This window comes from Fulvimarina pelagi HTCC2506 (genome assembly GCF_000153705.1).
GTDB classification, from domain to species: domain Bacteria; phylum Pseudomonadota; class Alphaproteobacteria; order Rhizobiales; family Rhizobiaceae; genus Fulvimarina; species Fulvimarina pelagi.
Map to the genome: position 1 here is coordinate 41,273 of NZ_DS022273.1, position 25,080 is coordinate 66,352.

The window sequence follows — 25,080 nt, forward strand, 5'->3', positions numbered from 1 at the left end:
TGTCGGTCTGCTTCAGGTCCAACTCGCCGAAAGCGGCCCGTTGGAGCAGAATTGTCATCGGACCAGCACGACCTCGACACCGAGTTCAGTTTCAGCATCTTTCCAAGCTCGATCGGCTGTCACTGCAGGTAGGCCGAGTTTGCGAGAAAGAGCGAGGCATGCGCGGTCGCCGTGGCTCAGCCCGAGATGCGCTGTTGCCCCGCGCATGAGACCAGCTTCGATCGCCAGCTCGCCGTCGAGTGGCCGTATGTCAAGGCGGAGCGCTTCGACCAGTCGAGGGATTGCGTCGACCGGCACGCCCTTGTCGATGCTCTTCGAGACCACTTCCTGAAGGTTGACCGCGGAAATCGCAGCATCGCGAAGCCAGCGTCTGGCTTCTGCGGCACCCGTCTCCTCATTGAGATCTACAAACACAGCCGATGTGTCGATGACGCATGATGGCATTAGGATCGTTTGCCTTGCGCAGATCGGTCACTGGCCTCGCGGTCATTCTCATTGCGCCGGTCAGCAATGATCTCTTGGGCAATATCGGTTCCCGGAGCCACATATTCGCGAAAGATGGATCGGGCGCGATCCAAGGCAGCATCTGGAGTAGTCAGATGAACTTCGCTTCCGATCAATTCCGCCATCACGTGACCGCCCTTCTGCACGCCAAGCTTCTCGCGCAATGCGGCCGGGAGGACCAAGCGGCCATTCGGGAGAACATTGACCCGGATCATTGATCTGCCTTCTTTAGACATAAACTAATAGGCTATATATGGCTTGTATCGATCTGGCGGTCAATAAACACCCCATTGACCTAAAGTGAAGGCAGGTCAGAACTTAATTCTGCTGCAAACCGATATGCTCACAGGTGACCGGTTTTGAGCATCTTTGTGGAAAACGATCGAAACCCTGCTTGATCGCGTTTCGAGCATGCCCGATAAGTTCGGGTGCATTTTCGATACAGTTTTGCAGATCAGGTTCGGTCGTCTTCCATTCATGTCCCGCATCTTCGCCTATGCCCGCGTCTCCACCGTCGAGCAGACCACCGACAATCAGCTCGGCGAAATTCGCGCAGCCGGCTTCGAGGTCCAGCCGCGCCGGGTGATCGCGGAGACGGTGTCGGGATCGGTGGCGGCTTCCGAGCGGCCCGGTTTCTCCAAACTCGTCGACCGGCTGGAGGAGGGCGACATCCTAGTCGTCACCAAGCTCGACCGGCTCGGCCGCAACGCGATGGATGTCAGGAAGACCGTCGACGAACTGGCCGAACTCGGCATCAAGGTCCACTGCCTCGCCCTCGGCGGTGTCGACCTCACGAGCCCGGCAGGCCGAATGACCATGGGCGTCATCAACGCGGTCGCCGAGTTCGAGCGCGATCTTCTCATCGAACGCACCCAGGCCGGACTCGAACGGGCCAAAGCCGAAGGCAAGGTCCTCGGCCGACCGCCGCGTCTGACGCCGAGCCAGCAGCAGTCGGTCGTCGCCAAACTTGCTGAAGGCATTTCGATCTCGCGGCTCGCGCGGGACTACGGCGTAAGCCGGCTGACCATCACCCGCGCGCGTGATAAGTATGAAGAGAACGCCTCCGTGGACGGAGACGGCGTAGGCGGAACCCCGCAAGCCGAGACCGGCACGGACGCGGACGGTGTCGGGCGAGATGGCGGACATCGGGACGCCGTAGGCGCTTCGGCGTTGCGCGAGCCGACGGAGCCGTCCTTAGCCGGCGAGACGCGAGCCAAGCGGCGCATGAGGCCAGCGGGGCTGCGACCGAAGGAGGATGCCGATGCCGATCAAGCATGACCTGCGTGGCTTCTATCCGCTCGATTGGACCGAGCTCTCCCGTTCGGTCCGGTTCCGCCGCGCCAAGGGCCGCTGCGAGCGTTGCGCCCGGCCTCATGGCGCAACCATCTGCCATCTCGGCGACGGCCGCTGGTTCGACGAGGTAGATGCCTGCTGGCGCGACGGCAGGGGCCGAAAGCTACGCACCAACCTGCCGGCACCGGACGCCCTGCCGCCGGAGTTCGCGCCGCGCTTCACGAGGGTCTCCCTCGCCTGCGCCCATCTCGATCATGACGTTTCGAACAACGAGGCGGGAAACCTCGCCGCGCTCTGCCAGCGCTGTCACATGATCCACGACCGGCCCCACCATCTCGCCCGTCGCCGCATCACCTATCTCATGCGCCGCGCAATCGGGGACCTGTTCTCAGGCCTCTATCGATAGCTCTCCTCAGCTATGTGGTGTGCAGACGATCCGAAGCGGAAAGCATACCGGTCCGTAGCTGCGAGCCATTGAAGGGTTGTCGGGAAGGCTCGACTTTCAGGAGATGTTTTTGATTTTTACGTAGTAAACGCCGTGCCTTCGTGTGGCTGCTTCTGGCGACCTGCAGAACTCCGAAAAAAGCAGTGCGAAATAACGCGTTGCGTCATATGCTGCGAAGCGTTATATCACCTCAATACATTCTCAGCGTGCCCACCGGATGATCGTCAGTTTCAGAGACAAACAGACCGAGGCGATCGCAAGCGGACGGGCTGGACGTAAGCTGCCCGGCGACATTCAACGCACAGCGCTGAAGAAGCTGCGACAGCTGGATGCCGCAGCAGGACTGGACGATCTGCGCATTCCTCCCGGCAACCGTCTGGAGGCGCTGCAGGGCAACCGTGCCGGCCAGCACAGCGTCCGCATCAACGACCAGTGGCGCATCTGCTTTCGATGGGACGCTGGAAATGCCTACGATGTCGAAATCGTCGATTACCACTGACCTTGAGGAGGCAGGCATGAGCGAACAGACTGCCCAGAATTGGCTGCCCAACGTTCACCCGGGCGAGATCCTGCTCGAAGACTATCTAGAGCCCATGGGTCTGACCAAGAACGCACTCGCCACTGCAATCGGTGTGCCGGCCACGCGCATTGGTGAGCTGGTCCGCGGTCGCCGTGCAGTCACTGCTGATACCGACCTCCGCCTGTCCCGCTACTTTGGCACGTCCGAGGGCTTTTGGCTGCGCCTGCAGAACGCCTACGACCTGATGGAGGCGCGGCGCTCGGGCGACTATCACGAGATCGAGCCACGGGCGGCGTGAGACGATCGACGAAACCGAGACCCACCACCAGCTGGAACGGATGTTTGTGGGCGTGCGACATCCAAGGCTTCCTTGAGGATCTCGTTCTCTATGGTCTTGCAACCGAGAAGCCGTTCGAGATCGCGAAAGCGCTTCTGCAGATCTCGGACGCTGAACGTTCCAATGACGTCCTCGTCCACCTGAACTGCAGCATGGCGGCCTTCCAGCATCCGACGCTTCCGGGCAAAGAGCTGTGAGGGAGAATTCTCGGCCTGGCGAGCGACGAAGAAAACACCCATCCCGGGCTGCCTCGCCTCCTCCACGAAGCGCGCCTTCTCGTCCACGGAGCAACGGCACTGATGTTGCACCGAAGTGATGACTTCGACCCATGAAAACGAGCCGTCCGAAGCTTTTGACGTAGTCGTACTTAAAGGCGGATGCCTATGCCTTATCGGCTATGCCGACTGTCCGGTTGGAAAGGGGTGCAGTCCGAGTGCGCCGCTGACTTTCAGGACCTTGGACACGGAACGAACCCGCAGATATCTTGCGCGGCACCGATCACGACGCTAAATTGCGTCAAGAATGATGGCTTTGAGGGGTGAGATGAATCTCCAGACTGTTGCAGAAAACGGAATATTTGCACCTCGAAGAATTGCGGAAGCGCTGCGGACGACCAACGACGAAATCGCTCGCACCGCTGGTCTCGGTCGCGACGCCGTTCAGCGAAAGACGCGGATCGGCTCCGACCGGACCCAACGCCGGCTTCGGGAGATGATCGAAGTCCTGAACAAGGTCGAGCCGCGGTTCGGTTCAGCGCTGATCGCCTATGCCTGGTACCGGTCCGAGCCGCTTGCCGGTTTCGATGGGCAAACCGCCATGCAACTCGTCCAGGACGGACGGGCTGGCGATGTTCTGGATTATGTCGACGCCGTTGACGCCGGCGTTTTCGCCTGATGCCGGTCGCAATGCCCCACATTGCCGTGGACCCCTCGAAGGGTAGGATGTGCTGAAAGAAGCCCGTTACGATGGCCTTCTTTATCGCGCGCTCAATCCGGTCTACGCCCGCGAGCCGCTTTCCGGCCGTGGCGCGGCGATCCATGGCGGCCGCTTCAACGCCCGAGGTCGCGAGGCACTCTATCTCTCGCTCTCACCTGACGTCGCCTTGCGCGAAGCCAATCAGGTCGGAACGCTTCAGCCGACGACGTTGGTCGCTTATCGCGCGAATCTACGCCTTGTATTTGACTCGCACGATCGGCAGACTCTTGCCGGCTACGGAATGAGCGCGGACGACCTTGTCGCCCCGGACTGGCGGGATCGGATGCTGAAGCGCCTTCACGTCCCCACGCAGGATTTCGCCGAACGGCTTTTGGTTGATGGTTTTGCCGGCCTGCTCGTCCGCAGTTTTGCCCGGGGAGCGTCCCCGACCGCGCTCAATCTTGTTCTTTGGCGCTGGAACACAGGCGCGGACGATCGGCTTGAAGTCGTCGACGATGAAAAACGAATCTCTCACTGATTCACAATTTTCTAAAAAAAGCGCTCAAGAGAGACCCTGAACGCGCCTGACTCTCGTTGAAGGAGAGAGGCCGGCCAGTCGAACCCGACCGGCTTTCACCGATCGACATTCCGAAGAACGCGCCTCAATCGATATCGTCTCAAGTAGTATTTCTAGGTCGATCGAAACCAGAGCATCGTTGATAAGCCGCCTTCCCAGATACCGCTCATTTCTGTTTTTCGCATTCAATAATCAATCGTCTCGAAATCACGCCGGCCCTCGATGTCCCGCCATTCGATAACGACGGCGCGCTCGTAGATGCTGGGGCAGTCCTCGTCGCCGAAGAGGCGAGCGGGTGGATAGGACGTTGGTAGGCTCGTGGCACCCGTTGGAACCCAACGGTATTCGCCGTCGATATCGTAGAAACCGGTTCGGATGGACGAGAAGCGCCGGCAGATCGGCTCACCGTCCTGGTCCAGCATGTCGGTCTCGTACTGCACGAGCCGCTGAATGTCACTGACGCGGATCGAACGGATGGCGTCGAACGCGGGTGATCCGAAATCCACTCCAACTTCGCCACCACCTGACGACGGCATGCCCGAAAGTCCTGTGTCCATCGGACACCGCCATATCTGCACCGGGGGTTCGATCGGCGTTGGCGTGATCCTACGGATAACCTCGGCTTCTGCTCCGCTGCACTCGGCCGAGGCCGGCCATCCGCCGGAAAGGCAGAGCAGGATCGCGCAGTCGATCGGATAAGCTTTGGTTTGAGCTGCCGTTGCGCCGATCACTGTGGCAGCTGCAAGTAAGACGGCGGTAGCCGCCTTGGCCGTAGAAATCATGGTCTCTCCCGAACGGCGTGAAGGCTCGCAGACAATATACGTTTTTTGCTCTGGCTCAACACCCTCCGTCGCCGCAACACGGTCGCAACATCGAGTGATGCTACGCCGTGACGTTTGGTCGATCTGATTCACCGCCTTCCGGTCCTGTCTCATTATTCGATGAGATCGAGGAACCGCCGATAGTCATTGGTGACTTCTTTCGACACCTCGATGGCACGGCGCCGTTCGTCGTCGAGACACGCGATATAAATCGAGATCTTTGTCAGGTAGGTCTCGAAGTCTTTCCGAGAAGAACTTCATATTGTTGGACGGCTTGTCGTTCAGCCGGCACGAATGGCTTTTCCGGCGGAACGCACTCACACCCCATCGCGGCACTCCAGCCGTAAGCGACAAATACAATCGTAAAAGTAAAAGCGTTGCACGTGCGCAACGGCATGGAGCGCGATCCCCTCAAATTCAGGCATTCAGGCGGTTCACGTAACGCAGGGTGAAAGGCTAGGTTAGCACCATCGACGGCTCGAAAGGCTCACTCGAGCCCTTGCCGACGTAATACGTATTTTGTAGCGGGTCCGCGTCTTGTCCAGGTGTGTCCCGTTCGGTCCAACGAACCGAAGAGGAAAGCGTCAGGTCGTGATGTTCGAGCGAGCCCCCAATGTCGTTGTCGAGGATGCCTTCCGATCTCTCATCAAGCGCGGATACCGCGCCGAGGTCGTCTGCGAGGAAAGCGCCGTCCGGAAAAACCACACCTGGTCCGGCGTTTGGTTCGTGCGCGTGGTCTCCGAGGAGACCGGAGAAGAATTCGTTCTCGTCACCGAGCGCGGCAAGAACGCGATCGGTCCAAAGCTTCAGCCGCGCCTGTTCAAGACGATGCTCGGGCTTTGCAGCCTTCTCTACGATGCCGGGCATCGGTTCTGCGATATCCCGTTCAACGCAGGGACGCGGGCGCTTCAGCGCAAAGTTCCGCCCGCTTCCGACGATAACGCGGACTGACTCGGTTCTCAGAGCAGCGTTCGCTGTCGCATTCCTCCTTCCGAACCCCACATTTGCCGAAGGCATGGTGTTTTCCATGCGTGGCGATGGCGCGCTGCAGGCGCAGACCCATCAGGCCGCGTTTTCAAAGACCTATGGCGATGCCAGTCGCGAGGGTCGAACGGAACTGTTCATCTTCGGTGTGAGCGACGGAGACGACGGCGTCGATGGCGGCTCCAAAAAGGAGCCCGCGAACCCGTCTCCCGACAAGCCGGGTTCGGTTCGCGCGAGCGTTGCCATCGCATCCACACCGCCTCCAGCCATTCTCGCCGCGATCGACGACACCGCAATCCGCTACGGCTCGCATCCTGCGGTTCGAAGCGCAGGCCTGACGGTCTCTGACTGGCGAAATTTCTTTCGCGCCAATATCGAGATCGAGAGCGCTTACGATCCTGCTGCGAAGAGTCCCGTCGGCGCGCTCGGCCTCGGCCAGTTGATGCCGGATACAGCCGCCGATCTCGGCGTTGATCCCTCCGATGTCGCGCAGAACCTCGACGGCTCGGCCCGTTACCTCCTCGCTATGTTGGACCGCTTCGGCGACGAGAGGCTAGCGCTTGCCGCCTACAATGCCGGGCCCGAAGCGGTCGCGCGCCATGACGGCATTCCTCCTTTTAAAGAAACCAAAAACCACGTCGACCGCGTCCTGGCGGTCGCCGAACGCTTAGATGGAGAAACCCGATGAAGTCTCGCTTCTACACCCTACTGCCCGTCTTCGCGATGACGCTCCTTGCGAGCGAGCCGGCTCTTGCCCAAGCGCTCGATCTCTCGCCGGTCCAGGCGCTGCTTCAGGGTCTCATCGACATCATCACCGGACCGCTCGGTATTGCCATCGGCACGCTGGCGCTGATCGGAGTCTTCCTGTCTTGGCTCTTCGGCATCGTCGACTTTCGCCAAGCCATGTGGACGATCGTCGGGATCGCGGGCGTAGCCGCAGCGCCCACAATCGTCGGCTCGATCTGGTCGACGACGTAAACGGCGGCACTCGGCATCATGGCAGAACAATCGCCCGTCTATCTCGGTCTCGTACGGCCCGCCAAACTTCTCGGTCTTCCGATGATGTACGCCATGGTCTGGCTGTTCGCGTCCGTGCTTCTGTTCCTTTGGATCCAGAGCTGGATCGTCCTCGCCCTCTCCGCGCTCGCCTACCCGGCGATCTGGAAGGCGGCGGATTGGGACCCGCATTTTCTTGATGTTGTCGCCGTCAGCCTGCAGGAGACGCGGCCGACGCCCAACAGGTCACGCCATGGGGGCGACAGCTATGCTCCATGATGTGTCTCTGCCGCATGAACTCCTGCCGACGTGGGCCGCGAAAGAGACCGAGCTCGCTTCGCTTCTGCCTTATGTCTCATTCGTCGACGACGTCACGATCCGAACGCGCGGCAACGAGCTCTTCCAGTCGATCCGATTGTCCGGCCTCGACAGTCATACGACGGACAACGCCGTCCTCGACAAGACGCGGGCGCTGTTCGCCCGGATCGTCGCACAGTGCGGCTCGGATTTCTCATTCACCGTCCACAAGGTTTCGAAGCGAGTCGACCACGGCCTCCCCGCAATCGAAAGCGACAGTTTCGCATCCGCGGTCGATCATCGGTGGCGCGCTTACCTTGACGGATCAGGCCTCCGCGAAAAGACCCTGACGCTCACCGTCATCAAACGCCCAACGCTCGGCTCGAAGCTGCCCTTCCGGCGGTCGAAGTCGGTGGACCGGCTTCGCGGCGAGACGCAGAAGTCGCTCCGCCGGCTGAACGAGGTCGCCGACTTCATCCTCTCGACCTTCGCCGCCATGGAGCCGCGCCGCTTGTCTGCCGCAAGCGGTGAATTGCTTGGCTTTCTCGGGGCGCTCAACACCGGACGTGAGACGCCGCTCTATCGCGGTTCGTCCTACGGTTACATCGCCCAGGACGTTGCGAATACGCGCGTCACGTTCAAAGGATCGACCTTCGCGCTTTCCGAAGGTGTCGTCGGCAACCGTGTCGGCGCGTCCTACGCCATCAAAAGCTATCCCCATGCCTCGACCGCGACGATGTTCGACGAACTCGACCTACCCGTCGACATGGTTGTCACCCACTCCTTCACCGGCATCAATTCGAACCTCATGGCCGGACGAATTTACCGCGAGATGCGCATGCGGCGCGCGGCCGACGACGGCGCGATCTCGCTGCTCGAAGAAATGCCCGCCGCGCTCGACGAGCTTGAAACCGGACGGCTCAGCTTCGGCGAGCATCATATGACGGCGACGGTGTTCGCCGAGAGCGAGGCCGAACTCGAGGCGATCGGCGCGGAAATCCGCAATATCGGATCGACGCAAGGCGTGAGGCTGATCAACGAGAGCCTCGCCGCCAAGACCCACTTCTTCGCCCAGCATCCGGGCAACGCCGCCAAGCGCAGCCGAAAGGCCGCGATCACCAACCGAAACTTTGCCGATTTCGCCGCCTTTCATCGAACACAGATGGGTAAGCCTGGCGCGGAGACGCCATGGGGCGCGCCGGTGACGATGCTTCCGACGGTCGGTCGTGGCGGTTTCCGGTTCAACTTCCACGAACGGGGCACTCCCGACGCTGAGCCCACCGGCGGTCATACGCTGATCCTTGGGCGTCCCGGCTCCGGCAAGTCTGTGCTTGCGGCGTTCCTGATGACGCAAGCGAAGCGGTTGGGTGCCCGGCTCTTCGTGTTCGACTATCGCCGCGGCATGGAGATGGCGGTCCGGGCGAATCGTGGCCGGTACGCCGCGATCAATGCCTCCGAGCCGACTGGTCTCAATCCACTTCGAACTGAGATCGACGCCCGCGGTCAGGCCTGGCTCGCCGACTGGCTCGCGGCTCTCGTGCATCGGCCCGACAAACCCCTCTCGCCGGTTCAGATCAATCGCATCCAGGAGGTCGTCCGGCAGAACGCCGAGGCGGATGAGGCTCTGCAGAATTGGGACGATCTCGCCTCGCTCTTCGTGTCGGCCGACGACGACGGCGACATTCATGAGCGCCTCCGCGAATGGACGCGCGACGGCCGCTATGGCTGGATCTTCGGCCAGAGCCTCGACGACACGTTTTCACTCGAGGGCGACACGGTCGGCTTCGATCTCACCGACATTCTCGACAGCGAGAGCGAGAAGGAGCGGATGGCCGTCCTTTCCTATCTCTTCCGGCGCGTCGAACGGGTGATCGAAGATCGTAAACGCACGATCATCGTCATCGACGAGGCGTGGAAGGCGCTCGACAACGGCTACTTCGCCGAACGCCTGAGCAACTGGCTGGTGACGGCGCGCAAGCAGAACGCCGTCGTCGTCATGATGACCCAGTACGCCAGCCAGCTCGAACGCACCCGCACCGGCAAGACGATCGTTGAGGCCGTCCCGACACAGATCCTTCTCCCGAACATCCGTGCCAAGGCGGACGACTACGCCATGCTCGGGCTTCAGGAGAAGGAGCTCGACGTCCTTCTCAATTCGGGAAGCCATTCACGGCTCGCTCTCATCCGAGACGACCAGGGTTCGGTCGTCGTCGACGCGGACCTCAGCGCCCTCGGTCCCCTCCTCACCATTCTCGGTGGCATGGAAAAGGGGGAGGAACTCGCCGGCGCCGACTATCGCGACCGCGCCGACTTCTGGAGGCTGCCATGAAAACCACACTGATGAAGTTCGCCGCTTTCGCCGTGCTCTCCGTGTTTACGATCGGTCTTGCCGGCTGCGGATTGACCCCACCGGCGGCGAACTGCTTCAGCTATGCCTCCGAGGACGACGGTCCGTGCCAGTTCAAACCGCTCGGCACCACGCGTTGGGATCAGTTCGATGGATGAGCGCTTCCTCTCATCCTCGAGGGCGCTCGCTCTTACCGCTAGCCTCGCAGCGGCGCTGACCGTGTACTCCCTACCGGCCCTCGCCCAGGGCGTCCCGGTGTTCAATCCGGACGTCTTCGCCAAGCGTGAGGCGGCGCTCGAACATAGCGAGGCCGATCTCGCCCGCCAGCGTGAGCAGCTATCGAAGGCGGACAAGATCCACGCGCTCGAAACCGAGCAGCTCGATGCCCTCGATGCCGTTCATTCGACGACGGTTACTAGCGAGAGCGACATCGCCGGGATGATCGACGGTCTTGAAGCCGGCGACGCTGCAGCCGACCACGAAAGCGACGTCGCCGACGCGGACGTACTCTACAGCGCGAATAGCCCAAATTCGGGATCAGCGCGCCTCTTTGGTGACGCCAGCAGCAACGTCGAAGAACTGATCATCAAGGCAGCGAAGGAAACCCATGGTCTCGCCGGCGTTGGCAAGGCGGGTCTGTCGCTCGTTCAGTGGCGCTGCCTCATGCAGGCGCTGATCTGGCAGGAAAGCCGGTTCTCGATCGGTGCGAAATCGCCCGTCGGTGCCTTCGGTCTCACCCAGATCATGCCGGGCACGGCGAGCGATCTCGGCATCAACCCGGAATACTATGACAGCCCCTATCTGCAGGTGACCGGCGGCGCTCGGTATCTCGCGCAGATGCTGGCGATGTTCGGCGGCAACATCCTCCATGGCCTTGCTGCCTACAATGCCGGCCCCGGCAATGTTCAGAAGCATGGCGGCGTCCCGCCATTTGCGGAGACCCGGCACTACGTCGAGGTCATCCCGCGCCGCTACAACCAGTATCTCGCCAGGGTCGGCGGGATCGACGCCCTCGGTACGATCGAGCCGGCGCTGCTCGCCAATTCAAACTTAAGCCTATCGGCCGACGGCGCACGCTTTTACGGCGCGGAGAGCCGGACGACGATCGAAGGCGCAGTCGCGCGCATACGAATGATCATCAACCGGATCGGCGAAACCGAAACGCTCAAAGAATCCTACGACCTCAACACCTATGCCCGGGCCGAACTCGCCCGCCTGGTTGCGCTCCGAACCCGCCTCAAGGCCGCGCGGACCGAGCCGCTGTCGGCCGGTGAGATCGCGATGGCGAGCCGCATGGCCCGAGAACGCGCCTTCATGACCTTTGAGCTTCAGGAGATCAATTGATGCCGGCCTTTACCCAGAACGGAACGCTCGCGTCGACAGCCCGCGATAATCAATCGGCTCCGCGCATTGCGGGTAAGCGACGTTCGCATCCTGTGCGGTCGGTCCTCACCGCCGCTGCGTTCGGCGGCGCGGTGCTCGTCTCGCCGATCGCGTCCATCTCTCCGGCCGCCGCGCAAGGCGTGCCCGTCGTCGACACCCGGAATATTGCCCAGGAAATCCGCCAGTTCCAGCAGATGTTGGAAGACTTCGGTATCCAGACCGATCAACTCGACCGGCTCATCGAACAGATTGACCTCCTTCAGGATCAAATCGACCAGCTCGAGGAGACCTATGCAGCGCTCAGCGGCGCGAGCGACATCGTTCAGATGGCGATGGACGGTGACCTGAACGGCCTGCTCGATGCCGAGTTCGGCGACATGGTCGAGCTCGCAAGCGATATCGCAAACGGCGACTATTCCGGCCTGATCGGAAGCGCGGCCCCGCAGATGAAGACGCAGATGGAGACAGTCCTCAACGAGGCGGGCTTCGACGAGGATACGATCCGCCAGTTGGCAACAAGCGGCGCGATTACGGCTCGTAACACAGCGACCCGCGCAACGACCGGCGCGGTCATGTCGGCGGCGGCCGAGAACAGCCATCAGGATGCAGGCAAGTCACTCGAACGGGTCGACGAGCTCGTCTCGATGATCCCGGATCAAGAGACGCTGAAACAGAGCGTCGATCACAACACCCGCGTTACCGCAGAACTCGCCATCGCGCTCACCCGCATGTGGGAGCTCGAAGCGATCCAGACCGTCGGTGCCGGTCAGAGCGGCGTCGTCGATGCCGCGACCATCGCCGAAGAGCAGCGCTTCATGGACTTCACACTGCCAGACCTCGACTGAGCGAACGTCGGGTGATCAGGCAAGTATAGGCAGCCGAGCGTGCGACGACGAAGGCGATTGCGACCGCGAGCGGGATCGCAAGGGCGGCCCTTTCCTACGCATGCGAGACCGACCGCCATAACGACGGAACAGATGGCATGAATGAATATCTCGAAGAAGAGCTGGTCTATGGCGCGCGGCGGCGCGAGCAGCTCTGGCAGACCCTGGCATTCACCGGGCTCGCCTTCGGCGTTGTCGGATGTCTCGCTGCCGCGAGCGTCGCCGTTCTCGACGTCGATCCGCCACCTGTCGTCGTGCCCTTCGATTCCGAGACCGGCGTCGCGCTTCCGAATGCGTCTGTTGAGGCGGTGTCGATCTTGGAGCGGCCCGCCGTCATCCAGGCGCAGGTCTTCCGCTATGTGACGGCGCGCGAGACCTACAACCAGCTCGACAACGATCTGCGCATCCGGCGCGTCCTGTCGATGTCGGACGGCAACGCCGATGCCTCGCTTCGCGCGCTCTGGACCAGCGGTCACGAGGCCTACCCTCCGACGAATTATGGCACGGACGCGCGGCTCGAAGTCGAGGTCGGCTCGATCCAGCTTCTGACGAACAACCGCGCCCAGGTGCGGTACCGAAAACATCTTTCGTCACAGCGCGGCAGCAGGACTGGCCAGTTCACCGCGAACCTGCTCTTCGAATTCCGGCCTGAGACGAGCCGGACCATCGACGATGTCTGGCAGAACCCCTTCGGCTTCACCGTTGTCGAATACGGCGTGACCTCCGATCGAAAGGAGCCCGACGCGTCCGAAGCTAAGAATGGTGGAGACGCCTGATGCCACGATCCCAATTGCTCCGGCCTCTCTTGCCGCTGTTCCTGACGGTTGTCACGATCTTCGGGGCGCAGCCCGCTTCTGGAGAGTCCCGTCCGGCCAGCGGCCGCTATGACGAGCGGGTGCGCGAGGCGACCTATCGCGACGGTGAGGTCTACCGCATCCACGTGGCGATGACACGCGTCACCAGCGTCGAGTTCGGCGAAGGTGAGACCATCCGCTCGATCATCGCCGGCGATACCGAAGGTTTTCAGCTCGACGGCGTTCCGGGCGGGCGCGCCTTCGCCATCAAGCCGGCGGCGCGCGGCGTCTCCACCAACATCACCGTCTACACCAATCGGCGCAGCTACTACTTCAGTGTGAGGGAAGCAGCGCATCCGCATTACGTCGTCCGTTTCTCCTATCCGAACGCGGACGCCAAGCCGCAGAACGCCGTAGCCCAGCGTGCTCCAAATTACAGCTACGGCGCCAGCGACTCGTCCGAGATCACGCCGAGCGCGGTCTGGGACGACGGAACCTTCACCTATTTCCAGTTTCCAAAGAACGCGCCGATCCCTGCAATCTTCCGCGTTTCCGGTAATGGCGAGCGGTCCGTCAACGCCCTTGCGACCGAGCAGGACGTGGTACGCGTTTCCGGCGTAAGCGGGCGCTGGGTTCTGCGCCTTGGCGATCAGGTCATTTGTATCCAGGCGCTACCTCAGGCCTTAGTGGCGGGAGCGGTCGGATGAGTGAAGTCGACGATCAGTGCAGCGCAACCGAGAGCCTCGACGAACGCCTGAAGGCGCTCGAAGCGGGCAGGAGAGAAACGAGCCGAACAGGATCGGCCCGGATGTCGCCGATCGCCGCGATCGGCGTGACAGCCAGCCTCGTCATCGTCGGCGGTCTCGCGGTCTTTTCGACGCTGGAAGAGGCCGAAGAGCCGATGGCGACCAGCGCGCCAGCGGAGTTTCAGCCCGCCGGCGAAGGTTTTGGTTCTCTCGATATCCCAGAGCCTGTCATCCAGTCGGAGCCGGCGCCCGACATAGTCGAAACCGAAATACCAACGGTCGATCCTGCGCTGATGACCGAGATCGCCAGCCTCAAGTCCGAGCTCGATCGCCTGAGGAATGCGCCTAAGCCGGTGCCGGACACCAGCGAACAAGATGCGGCGATCGCCGATCTCGTCGCCCAGCTCGACAATCTGCGGGCTGAAAGCGCCGAGGCGCAGGAAGAACTGCAGCGCCGGCTTGACGAACGCGACCGTCAGCTGCGCCGCCTTTCCTCCGAACTGGAAATGGCGCAGCTCCAGTCCGGACCGACGCAGACGGGTCCGTCAGAAGAAGACATCCGTCTCGCCGAGCTCGAACGACGACGGCAGGAAGAAGCCGCGTTTCAGGATGCGCGCGATGCCAGCGACATGATCGCCTTCGGCGGCGGCTCAGTGGGATCGGAAAGCTATGGCGAAGATCAACGTCTCTCCCGCGACGCCGCCTTCGTCAGAAGCGGCGCGGCGAATGCCAAGGTCACTCAGGCCGATGTGATCGCCAATCCATCGCACACCGTCCCGCAGGGAACGCTCATCCAGGCCTCTCTCGAAACCGCGCTCGACAGCTCGCTCCCCGGCGATATCCGCGCGATCGTCTCGGAAAACATCCACGCCTTCGACGGCTCACGCGTCCTGATCCCGCGTGGTTCGCGCCTCGTCGGGCGCTACCAATCCGATATCGATCTGGCGCAGGAGCGCGTTACCATCGGGTGGGATCGGATCATCCTGCCCTCGAACCAGAGCGTTCAGATTAGTGCCTATGGCGGCGATCAGCTTGGACGCGCTGGCGTCACCGGGGACGTCGACAAGCACTTCCTCGAGCGCTTCGGCTCGGCGGCGCTCCTGTCGATCGTCAGCGCCGGTCCGTCGCTTGCGACCGCAAGCCTGACGGACCCGGATGTCGCGGACACTGTCGAGGATGTCGGAGGAGATTTCGGCGGTTCGACGCGGGACACGATAGACGAAAGCCTTTCGATCGAACCGACGATCCGGGTCCCGCAAGGCTCTGCGATCACCGTGATGGTCGATCGCGATCTGGAAATCTTCTGATGCCGGCGTCAGGCTATCTCGAAAGTTCGATCGATCGGATCGAGGCAGCACAGCGGGATGACGTCATTGAGCTTGCGATCAATCCGGACGGGCGTGTCTGGGGCGAGTTCCAGGGCGATCATTTCATGCGCCCGCTAGAAACGCGTCTCACCGAAACCCAGGCAAAGGACTTCGGCAATCAGATCGCTTCCGCAGCTCATGTCACCATGAGCAAGGCGAAACCGATCGTCTCCGTCAGCATCACCTATCGCGGCCGTCCGGTCCGCGCGCAGGTCATGGTTCCGCCTGTCGTCATCGAAGGCGCATCGATCGCGCTACGCTTTTTCCCGCGGCTCTCTCTCGACGCGGTCGACTTGAAGTTCCTCTATGGCGAAGAGCGCAGCCTCGAAGAACGCCGGCGTACCCGGACACGAGAGCTACGCACGCTCGTCGAAATCGGCGACATCACGCAGTGCCTGCGCTTCTGCGTCGAGCACAAACTCAACCTGATCGTCGCCGGCGGCACCTCGACCGGCAAGACCGTCGCTGCACGCAAGATCCTTTCCTTCGTGCCCGAAGACGAGCGGATCGTCACCATCGAGGAAGCCGCCGAACTCCTGCCCGCTCAACCGAACGCCGTTGCGCTGATCTCGAACCGCGAGGTTCCGGCGCTTTCCGCCGATGCTCTCCTGACCGCAACGCTTCGCATGCGCCCCGATCGGATCGTTCTCGGCGAGGTCCGCGGACGCGAGGCCTTGACCTTCCTCGAAGCGATCAACACCGGCCATGGCGGCTCGATGACGACCCTCCACGCCGAAACGCCGCAGCTCGCCATCCAACGCCTCACCATCGCAGCCCTCAAAGCCGAGCTGCCGATGACCTATGCCGACATCCATCGCTACATCGAAAGCTCGATCGACGTCGTCATCCAGACCGGACGCTCCGAGGGCGCGCGCGGCATCACCGAATTCTATCTGCCAGCTGCGAATGTAAAGGGTGGTGTCGATCATGACGAAGTTTGAGCATCGGGTCGAAACGATAAAGGCGGACCGGGCACAGAAGCTGCTGGACGACACCTTGGGACGACTTGGCGAGGCGGGTTGGGAGCTCGTCTGCGTTGAGGAGTCGTACGCCACACTGAACCTCATGCTTTTCTTCAAGCGCCCGTTGGCCACAACGCCAGCCTGATCCGAACTGATCTTCTCATTACAATCAATCGACACCGTCGGATTTGCGAATTCCTACGAAGCCGGAAGGCCTTTCCATTCAGGTCTTGCTCGGCTCGTGAACCAGACTGAAAGCAGCTATAGAGAAGGTCCTACCGATGTCAGTCGTTACCTACTTCGTCGAAACGACGGACGGCTATCTCGCTGACGCCGCCGAGACCCAGTTCGGGGCGCTTGCTGCGACGGTCGGAACGCTCGGCTCGCTGGCCTGCACGATCGTCCTTATCTTCGTCGCCATCAACCTCGTCTTCCAATGGCGCTCGCTCGATGGCCGGCAGACATTTTGGCTCTGCGTAAAGATGGTCCTGATTGCGATCTTCGCGCAGAGTTGGGCTCAGTTCGACGCGTTTTCCTCGGCGCTCTTGAACGGCATAGATACCGTCGCCGGTTCGCTCGTCGCCTCGGTCGGCGGCGGCGAACCAGGCCCATCTGGCACCTTCGCCGAAGAATTCGACGAGCTCCTCGAAACGTTGACAGAAGCCCTCGACGCAACCAGTCAGGAAGCCAACTGGTTCGCCGGCGCGATGCTCGATATCGTCGGCGTGCTTCTCGTCAGCCTCCTCGGCGGCATTGCCGCATTCATTCTCATCTTCTCGCGGCTCGTCGTAACCCTCATGATATCCCTCGCGCCGATCATGATCTTCCTGACACTGTTCGAGGTGACGAAGGACTATTTCCTGCGCTGGCTTTCCGGAACGATCTCCTTCGCGCTCTATCCGGTCGTCGTCGCCGGAATGTTCGCGACGATCATCGGCGTCGGCAACTCCCTCATCGCTTCCCTTGGAGATCCGGAGAACACCTCGACGATCGGCCAGATACTGCCGCTCTTCATGCTGATCCTGATGGCGAAAGGCTTCATACTATCGACGCCGTTCATCGTCCGGAGTATCTCCGGCAACGTCGTTATGCCGGCCATGGTCCCGATGGGGGATGGAGCCATGCGTTTCGGTGCCGGTCTCGCAAAAACGCAAGGATCCGAACGGCGTAAGCATCTTGGAGCCCGCACTGGACCAGAACTCGCCGGCGCCTTTACGCGCGCCACTGTCGTCGGAGCCGGAACTCAGGTTCAGCGGATGGTGGACCGATCGCGCCGGATCGCGGCGGCTGGAAAATAGCGGAAACCACCCGCGACTGATGCGATACGGACAGGCGAATTTATGAAAGGGCCGAAAGCGGCCTGTCCGGTTCTGGGCTGGTTACCAGATGAGCGGCCGTTCCCTCACTCGGCCTCGGTTTTACGGGAAGCGACGCGACCCAAGATTCGGCGAACAATCTCAAAGGTCCCGGAGCCGATCTTGAAACTCGTGGACTTGTACTTGCCTTACGCCGAGTGCGCTCCGGCGTACTCATTGCCGATCGTGCCCACATTTTTCTGAGTCCGTATTGGCTACCGCTGCCGCAACGTTCATCCTCGACAAACAAGGATCGGCCAAAGGCTTGGTTTTTCGACGATCTTAGGACTGAAGCGCAGATCACGCGGCGCGCTTCGACCGTCCGTTTCGGGTCGCGCGAGGCCCGGCTAAAGTCGGAGGGCACGCGGGACACCCGATCGGCTGAGCAGGATCAACCTCGACCGGTTCTGCCACAAGGTATTCGAGTTGCCCTTCCATCATCTGAGAAATCTGGACCGCGAATTTTCCAGGTTCAACAGCGTACATGCCTCCTCGCGCGCCTTCGAACCCACAATTCCACGCTGCGAGCGCCTGCCCATATCGAAGCGCCGACTTCACCCCGCCCGCACCGATCCGGCGCAATCCGCCCTGTCCTCCAGCGGCCGCACCCGCTATGAGACCTGCCGTGCACCAATCTCCCGACCCACAGGTATCTGTGAGCCGGACGGCGGGAATAGCGCTCAATCTCGTCCAATCGGAAACAGAGTCGTCGAGCCGATGACGATAGTTTAACCCCTGCTCTCCGAGCGTTTGAACCTCGACTAGTGTGGCCGACCCTTCTGCCATCACGCCGTCGACGCCTGCTAACCGCTCGTCGGCATACTTGACAACGTGAGCAAGAGCGATCGCCTCGGCCATGAGCTTGTCATTGGATTTGCCTGAGGGCTCGAAAACCACAACCGCGCCGCGGGCGGAGGCCTCCGCTGCCAATGTCAGGGTCGCACGCGAAAGGCGATCTAGGAAGAAGACCGAAGCTCCAGCTAAAGCGGGCTTGATCGCCTCAACCGCGCTTACCGTGACTGCTTTGAAGGAGGGCAGCCACTCTCCGCAATGCGGACAGGCCCAAGAGAAACGGTGTCTCGGCCGGCCATCCCGGCCACGGCGGATCTCCTGAACAATGATTGGTGTATGGGTCGTTGGTGCGCAGTTCGCCCAATCTAGGTGAACGCCCCAGCGGGCCATGTCGGAACGCACTCGATCGGACGCCGGGTCGCCGTTCATGCGTGCGATTGGGTAAGCGTCCCAGCCGAGATAAGCCATTATCGATAGTACGTTACCGCAAGTTCCCCCAGCCCAGGATCGTACGGGTGTGGCGGGATCAGGTCCGATGACCAAATCGAGCGCGATTAAGCCTGCACCAAAAATCTTAGGCTGGGCGACAGAAGTCATGGTACCGTCCTCCCTTCGGTCAGCAACGGCGGTCGGAGCTGAGGATAGGCTTCGCCATCTAACCATATATGAATAAGATTTGGTTCGACGATCTGCGCCGGAACCGTTGCTTCCATCTCGTATCCAATAGGCTCGAGGTGAGCAACGGGCAAATCCCGCTCCAAGGCCGCCATCAACGCTCCAAGCGCCATCACCTTGCTGCCGAGCGGCGACAGGACTAGCATTGAGCCACCTGTTTCGTTGAAAACCGGCTGACGCAAGTCATCCAGCCGCAGGATCGTGCGATAAAGATCCACCGGGTCGCTTTCATCGGCGTAAACGATGTTGCGCGTGTCCACCGACCAAGTGCTCTCCAGCTCGATCATGTACTCCGCAGCAAGGGCGTCGCCGAGGCGCGGGTCGCTCGCTGGGAAGGGGAGGATGGGGCAGGTGTCGTGCGGCTCGATGAAGTCGTACAACCGTCCGAGCGCGCCCCTCCGTCCGCTCGCGAGTTGCGGAAGCCATAGCCGCGCCGCCCCGGCTGCGGCGAACAGCGTTGAGCCGCCCTTGAAGCCATGAACATAGCCCGGCGCATCACTGGGGATCGAACGGATGTTGGCGTCGAGTCGCGGATCGTGCGCGACGAAGACATGCAGGTTGGCCGGTCCCCTGCCGCGGCCGATCCGCTCGACAAAGTACCGGATGATCGGAAAGCTCATACCCACTGACAGGGCGCTGACGTCGACTACGATGTCGGTCAAGTCTTCGAAGGACTGCCGATTAAGGATCGCGATGATGTTGCGGCCGCCGATGACAGCGCCGTCGGAACCGAAGATCTCGACCGGCACGATCTCCCGCTCTGGAACGGCCGCCAGCAGCGCCGTCGTGTTGACGCCCGCTCGATCGATGTGATCCTGAGGTGGGTTCGGTCGGTTCTCCTGGAATAGAAGGGCCCGAACAGAAGTACTGATCGCGGAGAGCCGTGAAGCGACGGCGCGCGAGCGCGGATCGAAGCCGGCGCCGGCCACCAAGAGGGTTCGGCGATCCTCCTGGGCGAAGTAGTCGGCGAGGAAGCCATCCACCTCTCGTCCGCGGTGAGCGACACACGGATCCCAGCGGGACAGGCGGGTCACCTCAGGCCTCGCCAAGCAGGCGGACGAGATCGTCGGTCCGCCGCTCGAGGAAGCCGCCGCGCCTTAGCGTTAGCCCGTGGTGGAGAAGCAGGACGCCGCCGAGTTCGATCTTACACCAAAGCCGCTTCTTGGTGCCATGGTTGGGTACGAGAACAAAGGCATTGTAAGCCACCCCGAACTTCAGAACCCTCGCAAGATGAGGGTGAGTCTCGGGAATGGCGTCGAACTCCTCTTGAAGGATGCCGAACGCGGTGGCGCCGCCGCCGAGGGACGCATTCCCTTCCAAACTTTTTGCCAAACATTCGGCCGCAAGTCCGTCAGCGAGGCGTCGAACGAGCTGGAACTGAGGGAAATCCCATTCGCGAACCATTTCGCTCGCCCGCTCACGAAGCAGTTTGTTCTGCACGCCGCTCGCCAGCATGGCGTCCTTGCCTCGCCGGATCAGCTGCGTTTCCGATTGCAAGACGAGCCGCGCGGCCAGCTGGAGAAACTGCTCGGCGTTCTCGGAACTCGCGTCGCACAGCGTGTCGATGCCGAAGAAGTAGGGCCGATCGTACCTGTGCAGGAGGTGGATCCTCGCGCCATCAGCGACCCCTGCGTCCGCGGTCAACGGGCGGCTGGGTTCGGCGTCGTCGTCGGCGTCGTCGAACAAGCCGCGTTGCGGGATGCGTTTGGCATAACGCTCGAGCAGAACCTCGAGCATGCCGAGCCGCAGATCATCACCGTTCTCCTCGGCGGTGGCAAGATAATTATCGACCTCTTTCTCCAGACTCCGCCGCCGCTCCGCTGACACCCCATATCGGCGTTGCAGCGCGTCGACGTGCTCGGCGAGCTTAGCGCGCTTCCCAAGTGCGACCACCTCAGAGGACGTGGACAGGAGGTCGCCTAGACTGTGCAGGCGGCGCCTGTTGAAGACCTCCATCTGGCTCAGGTACCGCCCGGCCATGTCCTTCGCCATTTTGCGGAAGGCCCGGCGCTGGTTGCCTCGCTCCTCACCACTCTGCATCCAGATGTCGGTGATCTCGCGCGCCTGTTTCAGACCCGGTTCCTCGGTGTCCGCCGCACGGTCCAGCAGCACGTCGCCGGGCGTCAGCGCGTCCAGGCGGGTCAGCACCCAGCGCGCCACCTTCAGCTCGCGCCGAGCGAGCCAACGGCGGAGGGCGGCGAGTTGGGTGGGATGCAGGCTATGCGCATCGTCGAAGATGACCAGCGGCCGGAGTTCGAGCACCTCCTCGCCGTCGGCTATCCGGAACGCCTCGATCACATCGAACGGGCGGTAGACCGCCGCCGCCTCGCGGTCGATGTCCTCAACATCTGGAGGCACCAGCGCGGCCGAGATCTGGTAAATGGCGAACTCAACCTCCCGGGCGCGGACGAGCAGAGCCGGACCGGCGGTGCCGCCGATGGCGGTCAGCGCGGCGTCGGCGTCCGAGCGCGGGACGATCTCCACGCGCTCGAGCGGCACGCCCGAGGCTTGAATGTTGCGCAGCCAGGCCAGCACGGTGCGGGCCTGGAGCAGCGCGATCATCAGACCCGTCTTGAGGTCGTTGGGATACGGGAACTCCCAGAACTCCCGGTACTCCGCCTCGAGCGGAAGCCGCCCGCCGACAAGCGTCGGTCGCTCGTCAACAATCGCCCCACAGGCGGTGAGCGTGTCGATCAAAGGCTTGTAGCTCGTCATGCCGCGGTTACGCAGCAGCGTTCGCAACGTCGTGTACTGAAAGAGGCGCGCCAAAGTGGTCTTGCCGCTGCCGGGCGTGCCAATGATCATTGCCAAGCGGTCGTAGAGCCGTTCCTCCTTGGCGGGTTTCTGGAAAAAGGTGGCGAGGGGCTCGGGGGTGACGACAGCGAGAAAGGCCTCGTCGTCTCGGAGATACTCAGTCGCACGCTTTTCGAAAGGGTTGGCCATGCTGCGTCCCCTACGCGTGCCGCTGGCGCCGCCGGAAGAGCGGACGCATAGCTGGCGCGTCGACGCCTTCACGATCGCCGCCGTCGGTCTCCGCCCACAGCAGGGCGACCGCGTTGTTCGGCGTGTTGTGGTCGAGCACGAGCGGAAGCGCGCATGCGCCGTATCCGAGCCCGAGGTGAGTCGCGCCGCCGACGTCTGTGTGCTTCGTCCGAATCTTTGGGTCGTAATAGGACTGGGTGAGCTTCAGGAAGTCGTCGTAACGGCCGGGCACCACGTCGATCGGCAGGTCGGGCGGCAGGACCATGCCGAAGGAGGCGTGCATGGCGCGAGCCCAACCCGCGTCGAAGACCTCGGCGGTCCTGGCCAAACGATCCTCGATCGCCTGAGCCGCCGCCGACGACGCGACATAATGGTGGATGCAGAGCTCCCAGCAGTCCTCGAACAGCGCGTCCCCTTCGAGCGCCTCCATCGCATTCAGGACCGAGTCTCTGAAGCGGAGGAGCTTGCCCTTCCACTTCTCCTTCTTCTCGTCATATCGCACGAAAGATGTGCCCGTGCCGGCGAAATCATCGACGAGGTAAACAAGGCGGAAGCGCGCCTCAGGGTCGACCAGTTCGCTGCGGAGATTGTCGAGAAGGTCCCTCCATTTCTCCGTGTCGACCTGCGTGCCCTGGACGAGCTGCTCGTTGTTGAGCAGGCCGGCGTTGGCGTGGCGGATAGTGTCAATCCGCGCTCCGTCGCTGAGACCCATGAACAAGGTCTGGCGACGCAGACGTTCAACGGCCGCGCGGGCGTCCGGATCGGCGAGAACGCGGTAGGGCGGCATGCCGCGTTCAGCGGCAACCGTACGGACCAGGCGGTCGCGAACCGTCCGAGGGTAGAACTGATCGACTAGCCGCTGCATCTCGCCGGCGCCGAGGTAGACGAGCGTGTGGCGCACAAACGCGTAGGCGGTCTCCCGCTCGTGCGGCTCGAACTGCTGGAGCCAGGTAGCCAGGCTCTCGATGAACCGCATGCCGGCCTGAAAATCGCGATAGCCGTCGTACTTCAGGCGCGCCATGAGCCTGAGCCACTGGAACTCTTGGCGGGCGCGGTCGTCGTTCCAGTTCATGATCTGGCCGAGGATCTTGAGAGCGAGGTCCTGGTTCATCGAAACGATCCTTGGGCGAACCGCAGCCGTCCGCCTTCCTCCTCGAGCTCGGTCAGATAGCCGAAGGTAACGGACGGGCCTCGCTGCCCTGGCTCGCCTAAGTGCCAGCAGGTCGCCGGGTCGATGCTGATCTCGTCGACACTCAGCGCGAACGGCTCGCGTAGAAGCTCGTAGTCGTTGCCCGGCCAGCGGCCGCGGTCGCCGATTGCGAGGATCGGCCCGTCACCAACCGACTCACGTAATCGACGAATGACGTTCAGCTTGGAGACGCCTGCCGCGACGATATCCACCGAATGGCTGGAGCGCGTCACGCTGACCCCTTCGGCGCCCGCCATGAGAATGACTTGGCGAGCCAGGTCCCAGAGACGGCTCTCCGGCATCACGCGGGTCGCCTCCAGCGTGATCTGGAAAGGACGATCCTCCTGGCGCGCGCACTCGGTGAGTTCCGGTTGACGACGCAGCGCTTCGGCAAGCGGCAGGAGGGCGGCGCAGGGGGTTGCTGTCCCGTCAGGGGCTTCGTCGTCGTCGAGCGAGGCCACCTCGGCGCCGTTATAGTAACCGATCAGGATCTTAGGCCACAGGGAGCGAGGAAGCGTCTTCTGTAGGTCGTGCCGCACAGATCGGCCACGTCCTGTCGCCACGGCGATCTTCGCGCCTGCATCTGCAAGGCGAGCGAGTTCGGTGATCATGCCCTTTGAGGCGGTTTCGAACCGATGGCGCGTGTCGACCACGGTGCCGTCGTAGTCGAGCACGATCCCGGCGAAGCGCGCCTCGGCCAGCCGACGCTCGAACTCCATGAGCGCCTCGCGCCAGCGGTCAAGCTCGCCGGAAGCCGCTAGATCGCTGGGCTCCGCGCCGGACTTCCGCGCGATCGCAGCAACCTGGCGCGGGGTCAGGCGACCTGGCGCCGCCTTGCGGCGCGGCCTGGGCAGGGCAAGGTTGTAGAGCTTGCGCCCGAACTCGGGCACGCCTGGGCGGCCTGGATCAATGCCCCGCGTGAACCCGGCCCACCCCGTCATCCGCAACGCCGCAACCAGCGAGGCAAGCGCACAAGCGCTCGCCCCCCCGGCGAGCTCAATGCGTGCTTGGGGGATGTCTGCTGGAATGAGCTCGAGCGTTCGCTCCGCGAGGACCCGATCCGCCTCGGTGACGAACGCGAGCACGCCGCTCGCCTCCCCGCGCTTGGCGAGCCAATGATGACGGCCGTGGGCGAAATTACGGTAGTCCGCGACTTGCAAGTTGCCGATGGCCGCTTCGGTGAATTTCGATTCGAGGTCCACAGCGCCGATCCGGGTGGACGGGCCGTGCAGGACAAGGGTGGTCGGACGTGCCCAGATCGGCGCCGTCGCTGCCTCCCAAGCGGTGACGGTCCCGCTGGCTTCCACGAGCAGCGCCTCCAGATGCGCCGTTGCGTCGTCCCAGTCGGCATCGCCCCCGAATTCACCAGCATAGGCGCGCGTAAGGACGGCCGTAAATGCGAGGAGTGAGTTGGTGGCTAGGAAACCGTCCTTGCCTGCCGGCGGAGGGTAGAGCAGCAGATCAACGAACGGATGCTGGCGGCAGAGCTCGGCCAGCGGGCTGTCCTCGCGGCCACACAGGACGCCAAGCTGCCGAGGCTCGCGTAGGATCAGTGCCTTCGCCGCCGCCATGATGTCGACATTGCCGCCGCCCGCGCTGACGAGCCATGTTGCCACACTAGGGTCGAGCGGCTCATCGGCGGCTTCCAAAGGCGTTGCGACGTTAGCAAGCCGTCCGGTGAAGCGCTGATGCAGGGCAACTAGCGTATGAGCGGCCGTAAGCGAGCCACCTGACCCGATGGCGCGGAGCGGAGAGAGACCAGCGGAGCGGACGGCTTGGCGCAGGGCCTTGAGATCGACCGTAGCCGCCCAGGCGAACGTCTCGCCCAGTTTCGACATCTCGTTCGTATATGGCCGCGCCATGATCCTCCCAACAGCTCCGTCCGGGTTCACGCGCCGGACCTAAGCAGCGACTA

The 25,080-nt window shown here is 62.4% G+C and carries 27 protein-coding genes and 2 pseudogenes; 21 read left to right on the plus strand and 8 right to left on the minus strand.

Annotated elements, in window-relative coordinates:
- Positions 1–54: 54 nt before the first annotated feature.
- Positions 55–444, minus strand: coding sequence for a PIN domain-containing protein (locus FP2506_RS17455; RefSeq protein ID WP_040490325.1), 390 nt, complete (start codon positions 442–444; stop codon positions 55–57).
- Positions 445–599: 155 nt separating this feature from the next.
- Between FP2506_RS17455 and FP2506_RS19415 the strand changes: the two genes are divergently transcribed.
- From FP2506_RS19415 to FP2506_RS17480, 5 genes and pseudogenes are all read left to right on the plus strand, one after another.
- Positions 600–722 (plus strand): hypothetical protein, encoded by a 123-nt coding sequence (locus FP2506_RS19415; protein ID WP_280109665.1) that lies wholly within the window; start codon positions 600–602, stop codon positions 720–722.
- A gap of 259 nt (positions 723–981) precedes the next feature.
- Positions 982–1,551: pseudogene (locus tag FP2506_RS17465) on the plus strand (recombinase family protein); the annotation flags it as partial.
- Between the two features lie 214 nt (positions 1,552–1,765).
- The gene (locus FP2506_RS17470; protein WP_040490347.1) at positions 1,766–2,203 is read left to right on the plus strand and encodes a hypothetical protein; all 438 of its coding nucleotides are present in this window, start codon (positions 1,766–1,768) and stop codon (positions 2,201–2,203) included.
- 256 nt (positions 2,204–2,459) lie between these two features.
- Positions 2,460–2,741, plus strand: a complete 282-nt coding sequence (locus tag FP2506_RS17475) for a type II toxin-antitoxin system RelE/ParE family toxin (protein WP_007068945.1) — start codon at positions 2,460–2,462, stop codon at positions 2,739–2,741.
- Complete coding sequence (locus FP2506_RS17480; RefSeq protein ID WP_425277095.1) at positions 2,716–3,060, plus strand: HigA family addiction module antitoxin; 345 nt, start codon at positions 2,716–2,718, stop codon at positions 3,058–3,060. Before FP2506_RS17475 ends, FP2506_RS17480 begins: the two co-directional genes overlap by 26 nt.
- 50 nt (positions 3,061–3,110) lie before the next feature.
- On the opposite strand, the pseudogene FP2506_RS18590 reads toward FP2506_RS17480, so the two are convergent.
- A pseudogene (locus tag FP2506_RS18590) lies at positions 3,111–3,416 on the minus strand (transposase); the annotation flags it as partial.
- 226 nt (positions 3,417–3,642) lie between these two features.
- On the opposite strand from FP2506_RS18590, the gene FP2506_RS17490 reads away from it, so the two are divergent.
- The gene (locus tag FP2506_RS17490) at positions 3,643–3,993 is read left to right on the plus strand and encodes an antitoxin Xre/MbcA/ParS toxin-binding domain-containing protein (protein WP_007068948.1); all 351 of its coding nucleotides are present in this window, start codon (positions 3,643–3,645) and stop codon (positions 3,991–3,993) included.
- A gap of 49 nt (positions 3,994–4,042) precedes the next feature.
- Positions 4,043–4,552: an RES family NAD+ phosphorylase gene (locus FP2506_RS17495; RefSeq protein ID WP_007068949.1), complete on the plus strand. Its 510-nt coding sequence runs from the start codon at positions 4,043–4,045 to the stop codon at positions 4,550–4,552.
- 224 nt (positions 4,553–4,776) lie between these two features.
- On the opposite strand, the gene FP2506_RS17500 is transcribed toward FP2506_RS17495, so the two are convergent.
- Complete coding sequence (locus FP2506_RS17500) at positions 4,777–5,373, minus strand: hypothetical protein (RefSeq protein ID WP_007068950.1); 597 nt, start codon at positions 5,371–5,373, stop codon at positions 4,777–4,779.
- A 633-nt stretch (positions 5,374–6,006) separates the two neighbouring features.
- Here FP2506_RS17500 and FP2506_RS17505 point away from each other — a divergent pair.
- The 14 genes from FP2506_RS17505 to FP2506_RS17565 all read left to right on the plus strand — a co-directional run bounded on the left by FP2506_RS17505 (position 6,007) and on the right by FP2506_RS17565 (position 17,470).
- Positions 6,007–6,363: a hypothetical protein gene (locus FP2506_RS17505; protein WP_007068951.1), complete on the plus strand. Its 357-nt coding sequence runs from the start codon at positions 6,007–6,009 to the stop codon at positions 6,361–6,363.
- Between the two features lie 76 nt (positions 6,364–6,439).
- Entirely contained in the window at positions 6,440–7,084 is a 645-nt protein-coding gene (locus tag FP2506_RS17510; protein WP_202814204.1) for a lytic transglycosylase domain-containing protein, read from the plus strand.
- Positions 7,081–7,374 (plus strand): TrbC/VirB2 family protein, encoded by a 294-nt coding sequence (locus FP2506_RS17515; protein ID WP_007068953.1) that lies wholly within the window; start codon positions 7,081–7,083, stop codon positions 7,372–7,374. The genes FP2506_RS17510 and FP2506_RS17515 overlap by 4 nt, the downstream gene beginning before the upstream one ends.
- A gap of 18 nt (positions 7,375–7,392) precedes the next feature.
- Positions 7,393–7,671 (plus strand): VirB3 family type IV secretion system protein, encoded by a 279-nt coding sequence (locus tag FP2506_RS17520; protein ID WP_007068954.1) that lies wholly within the window; start codon positions 7,393–7,395, stop codon positions 7,669–7,671.
- Positions 7,661–10,018 (plus strand): VirB4 family type IV secretion/conjugal transfer ATPase, encoded by a 2,358-nt coding sequence (locus tag FP2506_RS17525; protein ID WP_007068955.1) that lies wholly within the window; start codon positions 7,661–7,663, stop codon positions 10,016–10,018. Before FP2506_RS17520 ends, FP2506_RS17525 begins: the two co-directional genes overlap by 11 nt.
- Complete coding sequence (locus FP2506_RS18865; RefSeq protein ID WP_007068956.1) at positions 10,015–10,194, plus strand: hypothetical protein; 180 nt, start codon at positions 10,015–10,017, stop codon at positions 10,192–10,194. The genes FP2506_RS17525 and FP2506_RS18865 overlap by 4 nt, the downstream gene beginning before the upstream one ends.
- Entirely contained in the window at positions 10,187–11,380 is a 1,194-nt protein-coding gene (locus FP2506_RS17530; RefSeq protein ID WP_007068957.1) for a lytic transglycosylase domain-containing protein, read from the plus strand. Before FP2506_RS18865 ends, FP2506_RS17530 begins: the two co-directional genes overlap by 8 nt.
- Positions 11,380–12,264, plus strand: a complete 885-nt coding sequence (locus FP2506_RS17535; protein ID WP_007068958.1) for a type IV secretion system protein — start codon at positions 11,380–11,382, stop codon at positions 12,262–12,264. Before FP2506_RS17530 ends, FP2506_RS17535 begins: the two co-directional genes overlap by 1 nt.
- A gap of 137 nt (positions 12,265–12,401) precedes the next feature.
- On the plus strand, positions 12,402–13,079 hold the full coding sequence (locus FP2506_RS17540) for a VirB8 family type IV secretion system protein (RefSeq protein WP_007068959.1): 678 nt from the start codon (positions 12,402–12,404) through the stop codon (positions 13,077–13,079).
- Complete coding sequence (locus tag FP2506_RS17545) at positions 13,079–13,804, plus strand: TrbG/VirB9 family P-type conjugative transfer protein (protein ID WP_007068960.1); 726 nt, start codon at positions 13,079–13,081, stop codon at positions 13,802–13,804. The genes FP2506_RS17540 and FP2506_RS17545 overlap by 1 nt, the downstream gene beginning before the upstream one ends.
- Positions 13,801–15,150, plus strand: a complete 1,350-nt coding sequence (locus FP2506_RS17550) for a TraB/TrbI/VirB10 family type IV secretion system protein (RefSeq protein WP_007068961.1) — start codon at positions 13,801–13,803, stop codon at positions 15,148–15,150. The genes FP2506_RS17545 and FP2506_RS17550 overlap by 4 nt, the downstream gene beginning before the upstream one ends.
- On the plus strand, positions 15,150–16,151 hold the full coding sequence (locus tag FP2506_RS17555; RefSeq protein ID WP_007068962.1) for an ATPase, T2SS/T4P/T4SS family: 1,002 nt from the start codon (positions 15,150–15,152) through the stop codon (positions 16,149–16,151). Before FP2506_RS17550 ends, FP2506_RS17555 begins: the two co-directional genes overlap by 1 nt.
- Positions 16,138–16,317 carry a hypothetical protein gene (locus FP2506_RS17560; protein WP_007068963.1) on the plus strand — a complete coding sequence of 60 codons (180 nt, stop codon included), beginning with the start codon at positions 16,138–16,140 and terminating at the stop codon, positions 16,315–16,317. Before FP2506_RS17555 ends, FP2506_RS17560 begins: the two co-directional genes overlap by 14 nt.
- A gap of 136 nt (positions 16,318–16,453) precedes the next feature.
- Positions 16,454–17,470, plus strand: a complete 1,017-nt coding sequence (locus tag FP2506_RS17565; protein WP_007068964.1) for a TrbL/VirB6 family protein — start codon at positions 16,454–16,456, stop codon at positions 17,468–17,470.
- Positions 17,471–17,827: 357 nt separating this feature from the next.
- Here the strand turns inward: FP2506_RS17565 and FP2506_RS17570 are convergent, their stop codons facing one another.
- The 5 genes from FP2506_RS17570 to FP2506_RS17590 are packed head-to-tail and all read right to left on the minus strand — an operon-like array spanning position 17,828 to position 25,027.
- Entirely contained in the window at positions 17,828–18,982 is a 1,155-nt protein-coding gene (locus FP2506_RS17570) for a PfkB family carbohydrate kinase (protein ID WP_341871899.1), read from the minus strand.
- Positions 18,913–19,977, minus strand: coding sequence for a hypothetical protein (locus tag FP2506_RS17575; RefSeq protein WP_007068966.1), 1,065 nt, complete (start codon positions 19,975–19,977; stop codon positions 18,913–18,915). Before FP2506_RS17575 ends, FP2506_RS17570 begins: the two co-directional genes overlap by 70 nt.
- 52 nt (positions 19,978–20,029) lie before the next feature.
- The gene (locus tag FP2506_RS17580) at positions 20,030–21,937 is read right to left on the minus strand and encodes a hypothetical protein (protein WP_007068967.1); all 1,908 of its coding nucleotides are present in this window, start codon (positions 21,935–21,937) and stop codon (positions 20,030–20,032) included.
- Positions 21,938–21,947: 10 nt separating this feature from the next.
- The gene (locus FP2506_RS17585; protein WP_007068968.1) at positions 21,948–23,087 is read right to left on the minus strand and encodes a phosphoribosyltransferase-like protein; all 1,140 of its coding nucleotides are present in this window, start codon (positions 23,085–23,087) and stop codon (positions 21,948–21,950) included.
- Complete coding sequence (locus tag FP2506_RS17590; protein WP_007068969.1) at positions 23,084–25,027, minus strand: trehalose-phosphatase; 1,944 nt, start codon at positions 25,025–25,027, stop codon at positions 23,084–23,086. Before FP2506_RS17590 ends, FP2506_RS17585 begins: the two co-directional genes overlap by 4 nt.
- Between the last annotated feature and the right edge of the window lie 53 nt (positions 25,028–25,080).